This is a genomic window from Variovorax sp. P1_H2 (assembly GCF_056405295.1).
The window spans coordinates 13,416-28,632 of the sequence record NZ_JBFUCJ010000055.1 but is presented as its reverse complement, the minus strand read 5'-3'; the positions used below and the strand labels follow the sequence as shown (position 1 = coordinate 28,632).

Sequence of the window (15,217 nt, the reverse complement as noted above, 5' to 3'; positions counted from 1 at the left end):
TTCTTGGTCTGTCCCGCAAGGTCTCAGGCAAAGGTGTCCAGGCCGGCATTGGCCGCCCGTGCGACAGGGGCCAGTGGCGCTGGCTGCGCTGCCGTGGCGCTGTCGGCGCCGCGGCCGGCGCCGGGATACGCCGGCTGGCCGGACGAGCGCCCCGGGTTCTGGTCGGCGAAGCCGCCCTGTTGCGAGGGCTGGCGGGTCTCGGCACCGACCGAGGTGTGGCCCAGGCTGATGCCCTGGTCGGCGAGGGTGGTGCGYAATTGCGGCAGGGCGGCCTCGACCGCGCGGCGCACGCCTTCATGGGCCGAGACGAACATCGCCTGGGCCTGGTTGTCTCCCATCGTCAGCGTCACCTTGAGCGGGCCGAGGCCGGCCGGGTTGAGGTTCAGCTCGGCCACCTGGTGGCCGCTGGCACTCATGCGGATCATCTGCTGGCCGATGGCGGGCCCCCATTCGTGGCTGCCCACCGGCGGCGCGACCGACAGCACCGGCGTGGCGTCGCGGCCGGCATTGGTGCGATCGGCCGCCGGCAGGGCCGAGGCCAGCTGCGGCAGGGTCTGCGGGCTCGAGGCGCTGCCCGCGTCGATCGCCTCGCTGCGCTTCGTTTCGGGGACGGCGACGATGCCGTTCGCCGCGCCGGCGGCCTGGACCGCGGCGGTCTTCGGTGCGTCGGTCGCAGCGGTGGCCGCGGCGCCGCCGGCTTCGCTGGCGGACTTCAGGGCGTCCTTGGCGGCAGGCAAGGGCATGGCCGCTGCGGGCGCGGCCGTGGCCACCGGGGACGAGGCGCTTGCGGGTGCGGTGGCCGTCCCGGCCGCAGCCGCCGGTGCCAGGGCGGTCTTGATCGTTGCGTCGATCGCGCCGGCCGGCTTGGCCGCGTGCGCGGTGTCCGCCGCTGCATCCTGTGCCACGGTCTCGGAAGCCTCTTCGGCTGCGCCTGACTGCGAGGCCGCGGCGGTTGCGGCGTCCGCTTCGGGAAGCGCATTCGCAGCGCTGTCCCGTGCACTGCCGTCCGGCAGGACGCCGGCCGTGCCCTTGGCGGCGGACAGTGCCGCATCCGTGCCCGGGCCGGCATGGGCCGGGTCGGCCACCACCGGTGCCGCGACCGGCGCCGCGAGCGGTGCCAGCAAGGCCAGCACGTCGGCGGCGCTGAGCTCGCTCTTGCGCTCGCCGTCGCGGACCGGCCGCCGCACTGCCGCGGTGTCCGGTGCGGCATCGGAAGCGTCCGGGCTTTGCTCGCCGCGGGCGGCGCGCGAGCGCTCCAGCGCTGCGCCGAAGCCGCGGCCCTCGGGCTGTTCGGCACCGCGGCCGCGCGGGCCGGCCTGCGAGACCTGCGGGCCGGAAAGATTGACGGAAGGCGAAATGAGGGTGGACATGGGCAATCCTGGGAAGACTTCAGGGAGTCGGATGGGCGGCGCGGTCGAAGAACTTCCGGGCCGAGCGTTCGTCGCTGTCGCGCTGCTCGCGCTTGGCCTGCGCCAGCATTTCCTGGCGGCGCACGCGCTCGGCCAGGGTGTCGAAGGAGTTGAGCCGGCGCTTGTGCTGCTGCCAGTCGGTGCGGCCGTGGTCCAGCCGGCTGGCGGCCTGGGCCACGATCGCGCGCTGCTGTTCGATGGCGCCGTCGAGCGTGCCCAGGAAGGCCTGGAAGTTGCGCCACTGCGCGGTCGACAGGCCCTTGTTCATCAGCAGGTGCAGCTGGTCGTAGTAGTCCTGGCGGTACTGCAGCAGCAGGTCGAGCTTCTGGTTGGCACCCAGCTGCGCGCTTTGCAGGGCGCCGAGGCGCCGGGCGGCATCGTCGGTCCGGGTGCGCGCCAGGTCGGTCAGGGTGTCGAGCGGGAGTTTGCTGGCCATCGGTCTTGCTTCCTTCTTCAGGCGGGTTCGAACAGCTTGCTCATGCGTGCGATCGACGCCGGGTAGTCGGTGCGCTCGTCCATCGGTTGCTGCAGGAAGGCCTCGATGCGCGGATACATCGCGATCGCCTGGTCCAGCTGCAGGTCGTGGCCGGGCGCGTAGGCGCCGACGCTGATCAGGTCGCGGTTGCGCTGGTAGCGCGACAGCATCTGCTTGAAGCGGCGCACCGTGTCGAACTGCGGCGACGGGATCAGGGCGGTCATCGCCCGGCTGATCGAGGCCTCGATGTCGATCGCCGGGTAGTGCCCGGCCTCGGCCAGGGTGCGCGACAGAACCACGTGGCCGTCGAGGATGGCGCGCGCCGAGTCGGCGATCGGGTCCTGCTGGTCGTCGCCTTCCGACAGCACCGTGTAGAAGGCCGTGATCGAGCCGCCGCGGCCTTCGGCATCGCGGGCGCCGTTGCCGGCCCGCTCCACCAGGGCCGGCAGCTTCGCGAACACCGAGGGCGGGTAGCCCTTGGTGGCCGGCGGCTCGCCGACCGCGAGCGCGATTTCGCGCTGGGCCATCGCGTAGCGGGTCAGCGAGTCCATGATCAGCAGCACGTCCTTGCCGAGGTCGCGAAAGTGCTCGGCCAGGCAGGTGGCATAGGCCGCGCCCTGCAGCCGCAGCAGCGGCGAGTTGTCGGCCGGCGCGGCCACCACGACGGCGCGCGCCAGGCCTTCCTCGCCGAGCGTGTTCTCGATGAAGTCCTTGACCTCGCGGCCGCGCTCGCCGATCAGGCCGACCACGATCACTTCGGCGCTGGTGTAGCGCGCCATCATCCCGAGCAGCACGCTCTTGCCGACGCCCGAGCCGGCGAACAGGCCCATGCGCTGGCCGCGGCCGACCGTGAGCATGGCGTTGATGGCGCGCACGCCGACGTCCAGCACCGAGTCGATCGGCGCCCGCGTGAGCGGATTGATCGGCGGCGACGACAGCGGCACCTTGCGGCTGACGTCCAGCGGGCCGAGGCCGTCGAGCGGCCGGCCCACGGCATCGACCACCCGGCCGAGCATGCCGATGCCCACCGGTAGCCGCTTGGTGTGGGCGTCGCCGACCAGGCCCGAGCCGGGGGCGCCGGTACGCGGGAAGACCCGCGCGCCGGGCACCAACCCGGCCACTTCGGTCTGCGGCATCAGGAACAGCTTGTCGCCGGCGAATCCGACCACCTCGGCCTCGGCGTGGCGCTGCGGATGGCCGGGTGGCAGCTCGATCAGGCAGTCGCTGCCGACCGGCAGCTGCAGGCCGACGGCTTCCAGCACCAGGCCGACGGCGCGGGTCAGGCGGCCCGAATGGGCGGTCATCGCGCACTGGCCGACATCGCTGCGGGCTTGCGCGAGCGTGGCCAGCCAGGATTTCAGGTGGGGATTGGCGGCCGCGGGGGCATCGTCTTGCAGAAGGGGGGACATCCTAGTTGCTCCATCGCGCGGTGCGCGACCCACGACCCATGAAACTGGCGCAGCCAAGTGCCAGAGATACCGCGGAACCGGCTTTGCCGGGCCGCTGGTATCGCCCCCCTTGAGGGGGAGGCGCCGCAGGCGCTTCGGGGGGTGTGTCATTTCAGGCGTCGATGTCGCGGCGCAAGGCCGCGGTGACGCTTTTCCAGCGCGTCTCGAGGCTCGCATCCATCTCGCCGGTGGCCGACTGCACGCGGCAGCTGCCGCGGCTCATTGTTTCGTCGGGGCGCACCTGCCAGCCGGCGGCCTGCAGTTCGTTGCCGAGGCTGTTCTTCACCAGCGCGACGTCGTCCGGATGCAGCAGCAGGCGCGGCTCGCCCTGCAGCGCCGGCTCGGCCTGCAGCAGATCCTGCACCAGCGGCAGCACCCATTCAGGCTCGGCACGCAAGGTGCGATGGACCACCTGGCGCGCCACGTCGAGTGCCAGGGTCAGCACCGCGTCGGCCAGTTCGCTGTCGGCGCGGCGCAGCGCCTCGGGCAGGCTGGCGGCCAGCGCGCGCAGTTGCTCGGCATGCGCGCTGGCGGCGGCCAGGCCGGCGGCCAGTCCTTCGGTGCGGCCCTGCGCATAGCCTTCGGCATGGCCTTTGGCATGGCCCTCGCGCCTGCCTTCGGCCTCGCCGGCGCTGCGGGCCTCGCGGCGCAGGCTCACCAGTTCGGCGGCATGCAGCAGTGCCACCGAGGGCGGGGCTTCGACCGGCGGGACGGACGTCCCGTGGCCGCTGGGGGCCGGGGCGCGCCGCGCGGGCTCGTCCAGCGTGTCCATCTCCCAGCGCTGCCAGGCGGACAGCACCGGCTTGTCGGGCTTCGAGGCGGCGGCGGCGCGCGGCGGCGCATAGGCCGTGGCCGCGCGCGCCCGGGCGCCGAAGGGCGAAGGCGCGGGGTACTTAGACGTAGTCATCGGTGCCTGGCGCAGCAATCACGATCTCGCCGGCTTCGGCGAGGCGGCGTGCGACCTGCAGGATCGCCTTCTGTTCGGCCTCGACCTGCGAGACGCGCACCGGACCGCGCAACTCGATGTCCTCGCGCAGCGTCTCGGCGGCGCGCTGCGACATGTTGGCCAGGAACTTGTCGCGCAGCTCCTGCGGCGCGCCCTTGAGCGCGGTGATGAGCGAGTCGGATTCGATGTCCTTGAGCAGGCGCTGGATGCTGCGGTCCTCCAGGCTCAGCAGGTTCTCGAACACGAACATCTCGTCGATGATCCGCTGCGCCAGCCCCTCGTCGTGTTCGCGCACGTGGGCGATGGCTTCTTCTTCCTGCGCGCTGTTCATCAGGTTGACGATTTCCGCCGCGGTGCGCACGCCGCCCAGGCGGCTGCGCTTCAGGCCCTGGCCCGAGAGCATCTCGGTCAGCACATCGGTCAGCTCCATGAGCGCCGAGGGCTGCACGCCGCCGAAGGTGGCCACGCGCATGATGACGTCGTGGCGCAGGCGGGTCGGCAGCTTCTCGAGCACCTCCGAGGCCTTCATGCGATCCAGGTGGATCAGCACGGTCGCCAGGATCTGCGGATGCTCGTCGCGGATCAGCTCGGCCACTTCGCTGGCCTCGAGCTGGTTCAGGCGCTCGATGCCGCTGTGCGGCTCGTCGGCCTGCAGGATGTCCTCCAGCAGGTTGCTGGCGCGATCGTCGCCGAGCGCCTTCTTGAGCACCGCCCGGATGTAGCTGCTCGAGCCCAGGTGCAGCGCCGAGAGCTGCTCGGTCTCGTGGCGGAACTCGGACAGCACCGCGTTCAGCTCGTCCTTCGAGACCGAGACGAGCTTCGCCATCGCGAGGCCGAGGGTCTGCACTTCGCTGGTGGCGAGGTGGGCCAGCGCCGCGGCGGCGCGGTCTTCACCGAGGGCCATCAACAGGATGGCGCTCTTGCGGGTACCTGCTTCACTGATCATGTTTGTTCATCCAGTGCTGGATCAGCGTGGCGACCAGCTTGGGATCCTGTTCGGCGAGTTGATGGGCGTAGTCCAGGTCGGCCTTCTGGCGCAGGGCCTCGCGCTGGCGCAGGGCTTCTTCGGCCGAGATCGCCGGTTCATCCGGCTGTTGCGGCGCGTCGCCGGCGGCATCGCCGGAGGCGCCCGGTTCGGCCGCGGTCGGTGCCGGGGCCGGCGGCGGCGCCAGGTGCTTGCGCAGCAGAGGCCGCAGCACCGCGAACCAGGCGAAGAGCGCGAGGAAGGCGAGCAGCAGGTACTGGCCGAAGGTCTTGCCGAGTTCGAGCTTGTCGTGATCGCGCCAGAACGGGACCACGGCCGCGCTCGGCTCCTTGTTGTCGTCGGCGAAGGCGCTGTTCACCACGTTGAGCGAATCGCCGCGTTCCTGGCTGAAGCCCATCGCCTCGCGCGCCAGGTTGCGGATCTGCTCGATCTCGACCGGCGTCAGGGCCCGCGGGCTGCTCTTGCCGGTGCTGTCGGTCGCATCCTTGTAGTTCACGACCACCGCCACCGACAGCCGCTTGATGCCGCCGGCACCCTGCTGTACGTGGCGGATCGAGCGATCGAGCTCGTAGTTGGTCGTCACGTCCTTGCGCGAGTTGCTGGGTCCGCTCGACTGCGTGCTGCTCGCCACCGTGGCGCCGTTCGCGGCGCCGGGAGCGGCCGGGGCACCGGGCGTGCCGGGCCGTGGCGCGGTCGCGATCGGCGCGCTCGGGGTGCCGGGCGGCTGGTTCGACAGGGCGCCGGGCACGCCGCCGGGCGGCGTGCCGCCCTGCTGGAGCGATTCGCTCGACTGCTGGCTGCGCATCGCGGCCTTGCCGGGCTCCTGGTTGGGCTTGTACTTCTCGTCGGTGTGTTCCATCACCGAGAAGTCGATGTCGGCCGCGACCTGGGCGCGCACGTTGTTGGCGCCGACGATCGGCTGCAGGATCGCCTCGATGCGGCGGATGTAGCCCTGCTCGATTTCCTGCGCGTACTTGAGCTGGCTCACGTCCAGGCCGCGGGCGCCGCTGTTGGCCGCCGACAGCAGGTTGCCGCGCTGGTCGACCACCGTGACCGCCTTCGGGTCGAGCTCCGGCACGCTGCTGGAGATCATGTGGACGATGGCGCTGACCTGGCCTTCGTCGATGCTGCGGCCGCGCTGCAGGGTCAGCACCACCGAGGCCGAGGGCTTCTTCTGCTCGCGCACGAACAGCGAGGGCTTCGGCAGCGCGAGGTGCACCCGCGCCGACTCGATCGTGCCGACCGATTCGATCGAGCGCGCCAACTCGCCCTCGAGCGCGCGCTGGTAGTTGACCTGCTCGGCGAACTGGCTGGTGCCGAACTTCTGGTTGTCCATCAGTTCGAAGCCGACGCCGCCGGCTTTCGGCAGGCCCTGGGCGGCGAGCTTGAGCCGCACCTCGGGCACCTTGTCGCCGGCGATCAGGATCGCGCCGCCGCCTTCGGCGAACTTGTAGGGCACGTTCATCTGCTGCAGCGAGGCGATGATCGCGCCGCCGTCGCGGTCCGAGACGTTGGTGTAGAGCACCTTGTAGTCGGGCCCGCGGTTCATCAGCGTGAACGCGGCCACGGCGGTCACCAGCGCCGCGGCGCCGATGACGATCGGCAGCTTCGGCTGGGCCCGCAGGCGCTCGAGCAGCGGGGGGAGCGAGGACGCCGCGGGCGCAGCGATCGCCGGTGCCGTCGAACTCATGCGCGGATCCTCGCCATGGCCGGTGCGCCGGGCAGGTGCGTCGTCATGCGGAGGGAGTGAGGTTGTTGTTCAGAGGTCATGCCGTAGGCCGTTGAAGTCGTCAGCGGGCTTGTCGTTTCGCGGTTGATTGTGAGCAGCCGTAACAAATTCGATAGACCGAACAGCGGGGGCTTTTGCCGTCTGTTGGCGGCTTGTATCGGGGTCTTCCCTTGCTACGCTGAAAGGACGACGGAGCGCCTGGGCGCTTCTATAGCAACACCAAAGTAAACAGAGGAAAGCCAATGTCGATCACCGCCATCGAATCCGTCCTGCAACAGATGCGGGCCACCGCCGTGCAGGCCGGCTTCTCGCCCGCCGCCGCCGCACCCACCGAGACCGGTGGCTTCGCCGCCGAGCTCAAGCGCTCGCTGGACAACATCAGCGGCGCGCAGACCAAGGCCTACGGCCAGGCCGAGTCCTTCGAGCTCGGCAAGCCGGGCATCGCGCTGAACGACGTCATGGTCGACCTGCAGAAGGCCAACGTGGCGTTCCAGACCGGGCTGCAGGTACGCAACCGGCTGGTCTCCGCATATCAAGAGGTCATGAGCCTGCCGGCTTGACTGTGGCTCGCCCCCAGGTTGCCCGGCACTTCGTGTCCGGGCGCCCACCCCCTGCCGGGGGCAACACCAGCGGCCCGGCGAAGCCGGTTCCGCGGTGTTTCACCAACGGGCCTGGCTGCGCCGGCCGAGGGAAGGACGTGGCTCGTCAGCGGCTGCGCGCAGCGCGCCCCTTCGTGGGCAGCCGCGGAACCGGCTTTGCCGGGCCGCTGGCTGCGCCCCCTGAAAGGGGGTGGGCGGCTACACGAAGTGAGCCAACCTGGGGGTTTTTCAATGCCACCCTAAAGGTTTCAAGGGGTGTGCCGATAACTGATCCAACGGTGGCCTGAGTCTCACGGCGAGAGCAGGTCCAGCGTTACGGCCAGAGGCCGGAAGTCCACAACCTTTGTCAAACAGGAGTCGAGCATGGCGCAAGTCATCAATACCAACAGTCTCTCGCTGCTCACGCAGAACAACCTCAACAAGTCGCAATCGTCGCTGAACACCGCGATCGAGCGCCTGTCTTCCGGTATGCGCATCAACAGCGCCAAGGACGACGCCGCCGGCCAGGCCATCGCGAACCGTTTCACGGCCAACATCAAGGGCCTGACGCAAGCGACCCGCAACGCCAACGACGGCATCTCGATCGCTCAGACGACCGAAGGCGCTCTGACCGAAGTCAACAACAACCTGCAGCGCGTTCGCGAACTGTCGGTGCAAGCCGCCAACGGCACGAACTCGGACAGCGACCTGTCCTCGATCCAGGCTGAAATCACCCAGCGCCTCGACGAAATCAACCGCGTCTCGGAACAGACCCAGTTCAACGGCGTGAAGGTCCTCTCGGCCGACGCCGGCAAGCTGACCGTCCAGGTCGGTGCCAATGACGGCGAGACGATCGACATCGACCTGCAGGAAATCAGCGCGAAGACCCTGGGTCTCGATGGCTTCAACGTCGATGGCACCGGTTCGAAGAACAAGCAGGCCGGTGCAAGCGACCTGCTGGTGGCGGGTTTCGCGGCTGGCGCGACGACGAACGGCGTCACTGCCTACTCGCGCACCCTGACCGCGGCGGCCAACGGCGCCATGGCGGACGACGTGCTGGCGAAGATGCAGGACACTGGCACCGTGAGCATCACCGGCGCGGCGACCTACACCTACAACGCGTCGACCAAGAGCTACACGGCCGCTGAAGCCGCACGCACCCAGGCGAACACCCTGACTTCGCTGACGCCGGCCGCCGGTACCAGCGTGACCGCGACGGTCAAGCTCGGCAGCTACTCGACGGACGTCAAGATCGACAGCAACGGCAACCTGACCGATGCGGCCGATGGTTCCACGCTGTACCTCGATGCCTCGAACAACCTGACCAAGACCGGCAGCGGCGCCACGGTGGCGGCCACGCTGACCAACCTGCTCGATTCGACCAACGGCATGACGACCGCGGGCGACTCGATCACGATCGCCAGCACCGGCGCCAAGTACACGGCCAACGCGACGGGCGCGGCCGCAGGCGCGAACACCTTCACGGTGGCCAACGAAGGTGCAACGGCGGGCCAGGTCTCGGCCCTGATCAACGCCGGTGCCGGTTCGATCGACATCGACGGCGCAGGCGCCACGGTGGCCTACGCGGTGGCAGCCGCCGGCGGTGCGGTGACGGGTGCCTTCATGGGCGTCGCCGGCCTGACCACTGTCGCAGCCGAGAACGTCAACCTGAACGCCAACGGCGTGGTCACCGATTCGGCCGGCAGCGTGGTCTATGCGGACTCCGCCAATCCGGGCAAGGTCACGACGCAAGCCGTCAGCAACTCGACGAAGACGGTCGATCCGCTCGCCGCCATCGACGCCGCCCTGTCGAAGGTCGACAAGCTGCGCAGTTCGCTGGGTGCGGTGCAGAACCGTTTCGACTCGACGATCGCCAACCTCGGCACCACCGTCACCAACCTGTCCTCGTCGCGCTCGCGCATCGAAGACGCGGACTACGCGGTGGAAGTGTCGAACATGACGCGCGCCCAGATCCTGCAGCAAGCCGGCACCTCGGTGCTGGCCCAGGCCAACCAGACCACGCAAGGCGTGCTGTCCCTCCTGCGTTAATCAGAAGAGAACAGAAAAGGAAAGGAATGCCGGGCCCCTCCTGCAAGGGAGGGCCTGGCCACCGCAGGCCCCGCCGCCTGCGTTGTCCTCTGCGGCCATGCCTCATGGCGAGGCCGCAGAGCACAGCGAACCCCGCAACCAAGATTGAAATCATGTCGAACCCGCTGCCAGCCATTCCCGCGAAAGAAACGCCATGGACGCAACTGCTCGCCGGTCCCGTCGCGGGTACCACGGCCGCGGCGGCCGAGACGGCCGCGGGCGCGGTGGAGCAGGCGACGCCTGCGCAGATCGAGACGGCGGTGCGCGAAGTCAACGCCTCGCTCGAGAGCCGTTCGATCAGCCTGCAGTTCGAGATCGACAAGGACACCGACAAGGTCATCGTGAAGGTGGTCGACCAGACCAATGGCGAGGTGATCCGCCAGATTCCGACCGAGGAAGTGGTCCGCATCGCGAAGGTCATGGGCAAGGTGCCCGGGCTGCTGGTGAGCCATCAGGCCTGAAGCACCCACCTCTTTCCCTACGCAATTCAAGAAAGCAACAAGATGGCAACGATCAGCAGCCTGGGCGTCGGTTCCAACCTCGATCTGGCGACGCTCCTGACCCAGCTCCAGACGGCGGAAAGCCAGCCCCTGGTGGCCCTGGATGCCAAGGCGAAGAGCTATACCAGCAAGCTGTCCGCCTACGGAACGCTGCAAAGCGCGCTGGGTGTCCTGCAGACCGCCGCCAAGAAGTTGGGCGACCCGGCGCTGTTCCAGACCGTCACGGGAACGCCCACGGTGAGCGGCATCCTGGCCGCCTCGTCGACCGATGCCAGCGCCGCCGGCAACTACAGCATCACCGTGTCGCAGCTGGCCCAGGCGCAGTCGGCGATCACGGCGGGGCAGGCCAGCACCACCACCGCGATCGGCAACGGCAAGATCACGATCGACTTCGGCACCATCAGCGGGGGGACGCTGGACGCGGCCACCGGCAAGTACAGCGGCGCGGCTTTTGCTCCCGATGCGTCGCGCGCCGCGAAGTCGATCACCATCGATCCCACCAACAACACGCTGGGTGGCATCCGCGATGCGATCAACGCGGCCGATGCCGGCGTCACGGCCAGCATCGTCAACGACGGCAGCGGCACGCCGAATCGCCTGGTGCTGGTCTCGACGCAAACCGGCGAGACCTCGAGCATGCGGATCTCGGTCGATGGCGACCCTGCGCTGCAGAGCCTGCTGAACAACGATCCGGCCGGCACGCAGAACCTGCAGCAGACCATCGCGGCGCAGAACGCCAAGCTCAGCGTCAACGGCATTGCGATCACCAGTGCGAGCAACACGGTCAAGGAAGCGATCCAGGGCACGACGCTGACGCTGGTTCAAACCGGCACGACCGGTCTCTCGATGAAGGCCAACACGGCCTCGGTGAAGACCGCCATCAATGATTTCGTCAAGGCCTACAACAGCCTCCAGAGCACCGCGAGCAGCCTGACCGCCTACGACGCCGACACCAAGACCGGTGCCGCGCTGATGGGCGACTCGACCTTGCGCAACCTGCAGACCCGGATCCGCCAGGCGCTCACGACGCCGCAGGCCGGCGGCGCCAACGACTTCAAGGTGCTGACCGAGATCGGTGTCGGGTTCCAGAAGGACGGCACGCTGGCGGTGGACACGACCAAGCTGGACAAGGCGCTCGACACCAACCTGGAAGGGGTCTCGAAGCTCTTCGCGAGCGCGACCGGAAGCACGGCGGGCTACGGCAAGCAGCTGGATGCCCTCGTCGACGATCTCACCAAGACCGGCGGCTCCCTCAAGGTGGCCACCGACGGCGTGACTTCGACGATCAAGGAGCTCGACGATCAGTACAACGCGATGCAAACCCGGGTCAACGACACCGTGGACCGCTACCGCAAGCAGTTCAACCAGCTCGACGTGCTGATCAACAGCATGAAGAGCACCATGACCTACCTTACGCAGCAGTTCGACGCGATGAATGCCAGCAGCAACTGACGCAACCCACCGAAAGATGCCGATGTACACCCCGCACACTGCCAGGACCGGCGCCGGCGCCTATGCCCGCGTCGGCGTGGAGATCGGCGCCATGAGCGCCTCGCCGCACCAGCTCATCTGCATGCTGTTCGATGGCGCCAAATCGACCATCGGCATGGCCCGCCACCACATGTCGAACGGCGACATCGGGCCCAAGGGAAACGCCATCTCCAAGGCGATCGACATCGTCGACAACGGCCTCAAGGCCGCACTCGACGCCAAGGCCGCGGGCCCCGAAGGCGAGGCCCTGGTGGCCAACCTGTCGGCGCTCTACGGCTACATCATCCAGAGGCTTCTCCATGCCAACCTGCGCAACGACACGCGGGCGCTCGACGAAGCCGATGGCCTTCTCGAAGACATTGCATCGGCCTGGCGCGGGATCGACGCCGGCCCGGGGCGCGCTTGACGCGGCCGCCGACCAACACAGGGGACACCATGGCGACCAGGAGTGAAGTCGTGCATTGCTACGGGCAACTGGCCTCGGGCGTCGCACGCATGGCGGAACTGGCCCGCTCCAAGGAGTGGGGCCGCCTTCCCGCGCTGGAGGAGCAATGCGCGGCGATCGTCGAGCGGCTCAAGGTGCTGGTGCCGCTGGAGGCACTGGATGCGAGCCAGTTCGAGGAAGCGCTGCGCCTGATCGAGCGGATCCGCGCCGACCAGGACGAGGTCTGCGGGCTGGTCAAGCCGCAGATCGAGCGGTTGATCGCCCACATGGGCCACCTGCAACAGCAGCGCAGCCTGGGCAAGGCCTACGGGCCGCCGCACTGAAGCCCAGGAGCTGCCCATGAGTGGACTCACCGGACTGATCGATGCGCTGCTTGCCGTCAAGGCTTCGCCGCGGCTGGACGTGCTCGCGATCAAGGCCGAAGCCGAGATCGGCTCGCCTGGTGCGGTGGCGCAAGTGCTGAAGGTCGAGAACGACGTCCGCCTGCCGTCGAAGGCCGCCCTCGACCGCGTGCTGCCCGGAGGGCCGACGAGCCTGCCGGCCGCAGCGGCGCCGCAGCAGCCTCTGGAGCGGGAGGCCGAACTGTCGGTGGCGGCGCGCGTCATCAGCGCGGTGCTGGCCGATCTCGAATCCGATCCCGGACCGGTGCGCGGCGTTGCGCCCGCCTGGCCGTCGCGGCAGGCACCTTCGGTGCCCGAGCTTGCGCGCGCGCTGGCGCAGACCGTCGATCACAGCGGCCTGTTTTACGAGTCCCATCTGGTCGAATTCGCATCCGGCAGCCGGCCGCTGGCGCAACTGATGCAGGAGCCGCAGGCGCAGTGGGCCACGCCGCTGGCCGCGCAGCGCGCCGTCGAAGCGCTTGCGCCTGCGGCGGCGGCGCCGGGCGCTGCGACCACGTCGTCGCCGCTTGCGCCCGCCCTCGCCGCAGGGGCGCCGGCGACTGAAGTGCCCGCCGCCGCGACCGGGCGAGGCGAATCCGCGTCGCCGGCGGCGGCCGCTTCTCCGGTGGCGCCTCCTGCCGCACGGACGGATGGGGCGCCGTCCATCGGCACCGCCGCTGCCGCGGCACCGGCGGATGCCGCCAGGCTGCAAGCCACCTACGGACGCGGCGAGGCCGCGCGCCCGGTGACGGGGAGCGAGGCGGACGGGGCCTCCGACAAAGCCGAGGAAGTCCGCCCTGCGCATCCCGTGGCCGTCGCCAGGCCGGCCACTCCGGCCGCCGAGGTCATCCATCCGCAGGCCGTGAGCCTGGTGCACCAGCAACTCGACCTGCTGGCGACCGCCGTGTTCCGCTGGCACGGCGAGGCTTGGCCGGGGGTCCCGATGGACTGGTCGGTCGAGAAGGACGCCGGCGAGCCCGACGCCGATCCGGCCGTCGAGGACAACCCGCAACGCTGGTCGACCCGGGTGTCGATGAGCCTGCCGCGGCTCGGACAGGTGGACGTTCGCCTGAGTCTTGCGGGCCCGGGTCTGCAGGCGCGGCTGGCGGCCAGCGAGCCCGGCACGGTGTCGGTGCTGCACGCCGACGGCCGCTCGCTGGTGCAGCGGCTGGAAGCCGCCGGCCTTCGGGTGCAGGAGCTTCAGGTGGCGCCGATGGAGAAGGTGCCGGCGGACGGTGGGGAGGGCGCATCGTGAGCACCCCGATGGACGATCGGCAAAGCGCTGTGGCGCTGTCCTATGCCGACAAGACGCGCGCTCCCGTGGTCGTGGCCAAGGGCTACGGCGTGGTGGCCGAATCGATCATGCGCGAGGCGAGGGACAACGGTCTCTATGTCCATGCATCGGCGGGCCTGGTCAAGTTGCTGATGCAGGTCGACCTCGACCGGCAGATTCCGCCGCAACTCTATCTCGCAGTGGCGGAAGTCATGAGTTGGATCCATGGTCTCGAAAGCCGCGCCGAGGCGCCGCCGGGCCCGCCATGAAATATGTCACGTTCGTCCTGATGGTGAATGAACTCTTTCGTTTAAATATCAATGACTCTTCATTGGATTGAATCGGATTTTGAGGAAATGAATACTTTGTAGTTCGGTGGCAATGTTAGTACTTTATTAAGCATTCAATGGAACTCATGCGCCGATTTGGGCTGTAAACAGTTTGGGTTACTTTTGATTTCGAGCGCGCGAGTCGTTTGGGGGGATGTCAGAAAAGTCTCACTTTCTGGAAACGCTCTTCTACAGCCTGATGAAGTTGTTAAAAATTGTGTATAGACTGGATACTTGATGGAATGAGGTATGGAGAAATGCATGTCGGCGGTCCTCCGCAAAGTGGTCACCGAAAGAATCAACTGCATTCTTCGCTTCTCTTTTCAGGTGGTTGTCGCGGTCGATTGAAGACTTGAAGGCGAAGGCGCTGCAGGAGCGAATTCGATCGAAAGGTGGATCTTCAAGTGATTGATTTTTTTGCGGAGTCTGAGGCACTGTCCTTGTAGCTGGTTTTGCTCGGAACATTGTTTTTTCAGGTGCGAAATCGTCTGAATCGCAGATGAGAAGATTTCGGTTTTCGACAGGAAATTGCTCCAAGAGATTTGCCTGCGAGGCGGTGGATGGTGCTCGGAATTCATTGAATCCATAAAAGAATTATTTCAAATTGTTAGATTTTGTGTTTAATATACACATTGATTGATTGGAGTTCAGAGTGGAAATCGATACTGATGGGGATGCGGCAAGCCACATCTCGAAAGAGATCGGCGACATCAACCTGGCTTATATGCTGCTCGCTCAAAAGCTTGCCAAACAGGATCGTGCCGCGGCAATGTACCGCCTCGGCGTCGGGCGTGAATTGGCCGATTTGCTGGCCAACATGTCTTTGACGCAGATTGTCAAATTGGCGACATCCAATTTCCTGCTCTGCAGCTTCCGTCTCGATGACCACCCCATGTTCGCCGTGTTCGGGGAGGGCAAGGACACCTCGCTGCAGCAAGCGCACATGTCGATCCTGATGGCCGCACGCCAGCTTCAGCCGCGTGACACGGATGCCCTGGCATGAGCCGCCGGGCCGCTCCCAAGGCGAATACCGCAGCGCGCAGCGCGGAGGTGATCGAATGAGCCGCCGGGCCGCTCCCAAGGCGAATACCGCAGCGCGCAGCGCGGAGGTGATCGAATGAGCCGGCCGGCCGCTCCGAAG

The 15,217-nt window shown here is 67.9% G+C and carries 15 protein-coding genes; 9 read left to right on the top strand and 6 right to left on the bottom strand.

All coding sequences use genetic code 11. The features are described 5' to 3' along the window. Positions 1-23 precede the first annotated feature (23 nt). The 6 genes from AC1D2E_RS19195 to fliF all read right to left on the bottom strand — a co-directional run bounded on the left by AC1D2E_RS19195 (position 24) and on the right by fliF (position 6,953). Positions 24-1,370: a flagellar hook-length control protein FliK gene (locus AC1D2E_RS19195; RefSeq protein WP_478198861.1), complete on the bottom strand. Its 1,347-nt coding sequence runs from the start codon at positions 1,368-1,370 to the stop codon at positions 24-26. Positions 1,371-1,389: 19 nt separating this feature from the next. Then, complete coding sequence (fliJ, locus tag AC1D2E_RS19190; RefSeq protein WP_478198860.1) at positions 1,390-1,845, bottom strand: flagellar export protein FliJ; 456 nt, start codon at positions 1,843-1,845, stop codon at positions 1,390-1,392. Positions 1,846-1,862: 17 nt separating this feature from the next. After that, positions 1,863-3,293, bottom strand: coding sequence for a flagellar protein export ATPase FliI (gene fliI / locus AC1D2E_RS19185; protein ID WP_478198859.1), 1,431 nt, complete (start codon positions 3,291-3,293; stop codon positions 1,863-1,865). A gap of 151 nt (positions 3,294-3,444) precedes the next feature. Beyond that, a complete protein-coding gene (gene fliH, locus AC1D2E_RS19180) occupies positions 3,445-4,239 on the bottom strand; it encodes a flagellar assembly protein FliH (protein WP_478198858.1) in 795 nt (264 codons plus the stop codon). Beyond that, the gene (gene fliG / locus AC1D2E_RS19175) at positions 4,226-5,224 is read right to left on the bottom strand and encodes a flagellar motor switch protein FliG (protein ID WP_478198857.1); all 999 of its coding nucleotides are present in this window, start codon (positions 5,222-5,224) and stop codon (positions 4,226-4,228) included. The genes fliH and fliG overlap by 14 nt, the downstream gene beginning before the upstream one ends. Further along, entirely contained in the window at positions 5,214-6,953 is a 1,740-nt protein-coding gene (fliF, locus tag AC1D2E_RS19170) for a flagellar basal-body MS-ring/collar protein FliF (RefSeq protein WP_478198856.1), read from the bottom strand. The genes fliG and fliF overlap by 11 nt, the downstream gene beginning before the upstream one ends. Positions 6,954-7,234: 281 nt before the next feature. Here fliF and fliE point away from each other — a divergent pair, with 281 nt between their 5' ends. The 9 genes from fliE (at position 7,235) to flhD (ending at position 15,079) form a co-directional block, all read left to right on the top strand. After that, a complete protein-coding gene (gene fliE, locus AC1D2E_RS19165) occupies positions 7,235-7,552 on the top strand; it encodes a flagellar hook-basal body complex protein FliE (RefSeq protein WP_478198855.1) in 318 nt (105 codons plus the stop codon). A gap of 402 nt (positions 7,553-7,954) precedes the next feature. Continuing rightward, a complete protein-coding gene (locus AC1D2E_RS19160) occupies positions 7,955-9,619 on the top strand; it encodes a flagellin N-terminal helical domain-containing protein (RefSeq protein ID WP_478198854.1) in 1,665 nt (554 codons plus the stop codon). Between the two features lie 152 nt (positions 9,620-9,771). Further along, entirely contained in the window at positions 9,772-10,119 is a 348-nt protein-coding gene (locus AC1D2E_RS19155) for a flagellar protein FlaG (RefSeq protein ID WP_478198853.1), read from the top strand. A gap of 42 nt (positions 10,120-10,161) precedes the next feature. Next, a complete protein-coding gene (fliD, locus tag AC1D2E_RS19150; protein WP_478198852.1) occupies positions 10,162-11,610 on the top strand; it encodes a flagellar filament capping protein FliD in 1,449 nt (482 codons plus the stop codon). Between the two features lie 22 nt (positions 11,611-11,632). Continuing rightward, a complete protein-coding gene (gene fliS, locus AC1D2E_RS19145) occupies positions 11,633-12,055 on the top strand; it encodes a flagellar export chaperone FliS (protein ID WP_478198851.1) in 423 nt (140 codons plus the stop codon). A gap of 29 nt (positions 12,056-12,084) precedes the next feature. Continuing rightward, positions 12,085-12,417, top strand: coding sequence for a flagellar protein FliT (locus AC1D2E_RS19140; protein WP_478198850.1), 333 nt, complete (start codon positions 12,085-12,087; stop codon positions 12,415-12,417). Between the two features lie 16 nt (positions 12,418-12,433). Beyond that, entirely contained in the window at positions 12,434-13,729 is a 1,296-nt protein-coding gene (gene fliK / locus AC1D2E_RS19135) for a flagellar hook-length control protein FliK (RefSeq protein WP_478198849.1), read from the top strand. A gap of 8 nt (positions 13,730-13,737) precedes the next feature. Further along, the gene (locus AC1D2E_RS19130) at positions 13,738-14,016 is read left to right on the top strand and encodes an EscU/YscU/HrcU family type III secretion system export apparatus switch protein (protein ID WP_478198878.1); all 279 of its coding nucleotides are present in this window, start codon (positions 13,738-13,740) and stop codon (positions 14,014-14,016) included. A 712-nt stretch (positions 14,017-14,728) separates the two neighbouring features. Further along, positions 14,729-15,079 (top strand): flagellar transcriptional regulator FlhD, encoded by a 351-nt coding sequence (flhD, locus tag AC1D2E_RS19125; protein ID WP_478177124.1) that lies wholly within the window; start codon positions 14,729-14,731, stop codon positions 15,077-15,079. The last annotated feature ends 138 nt before the right edge of the window (positions 15,080-15,217 follow it).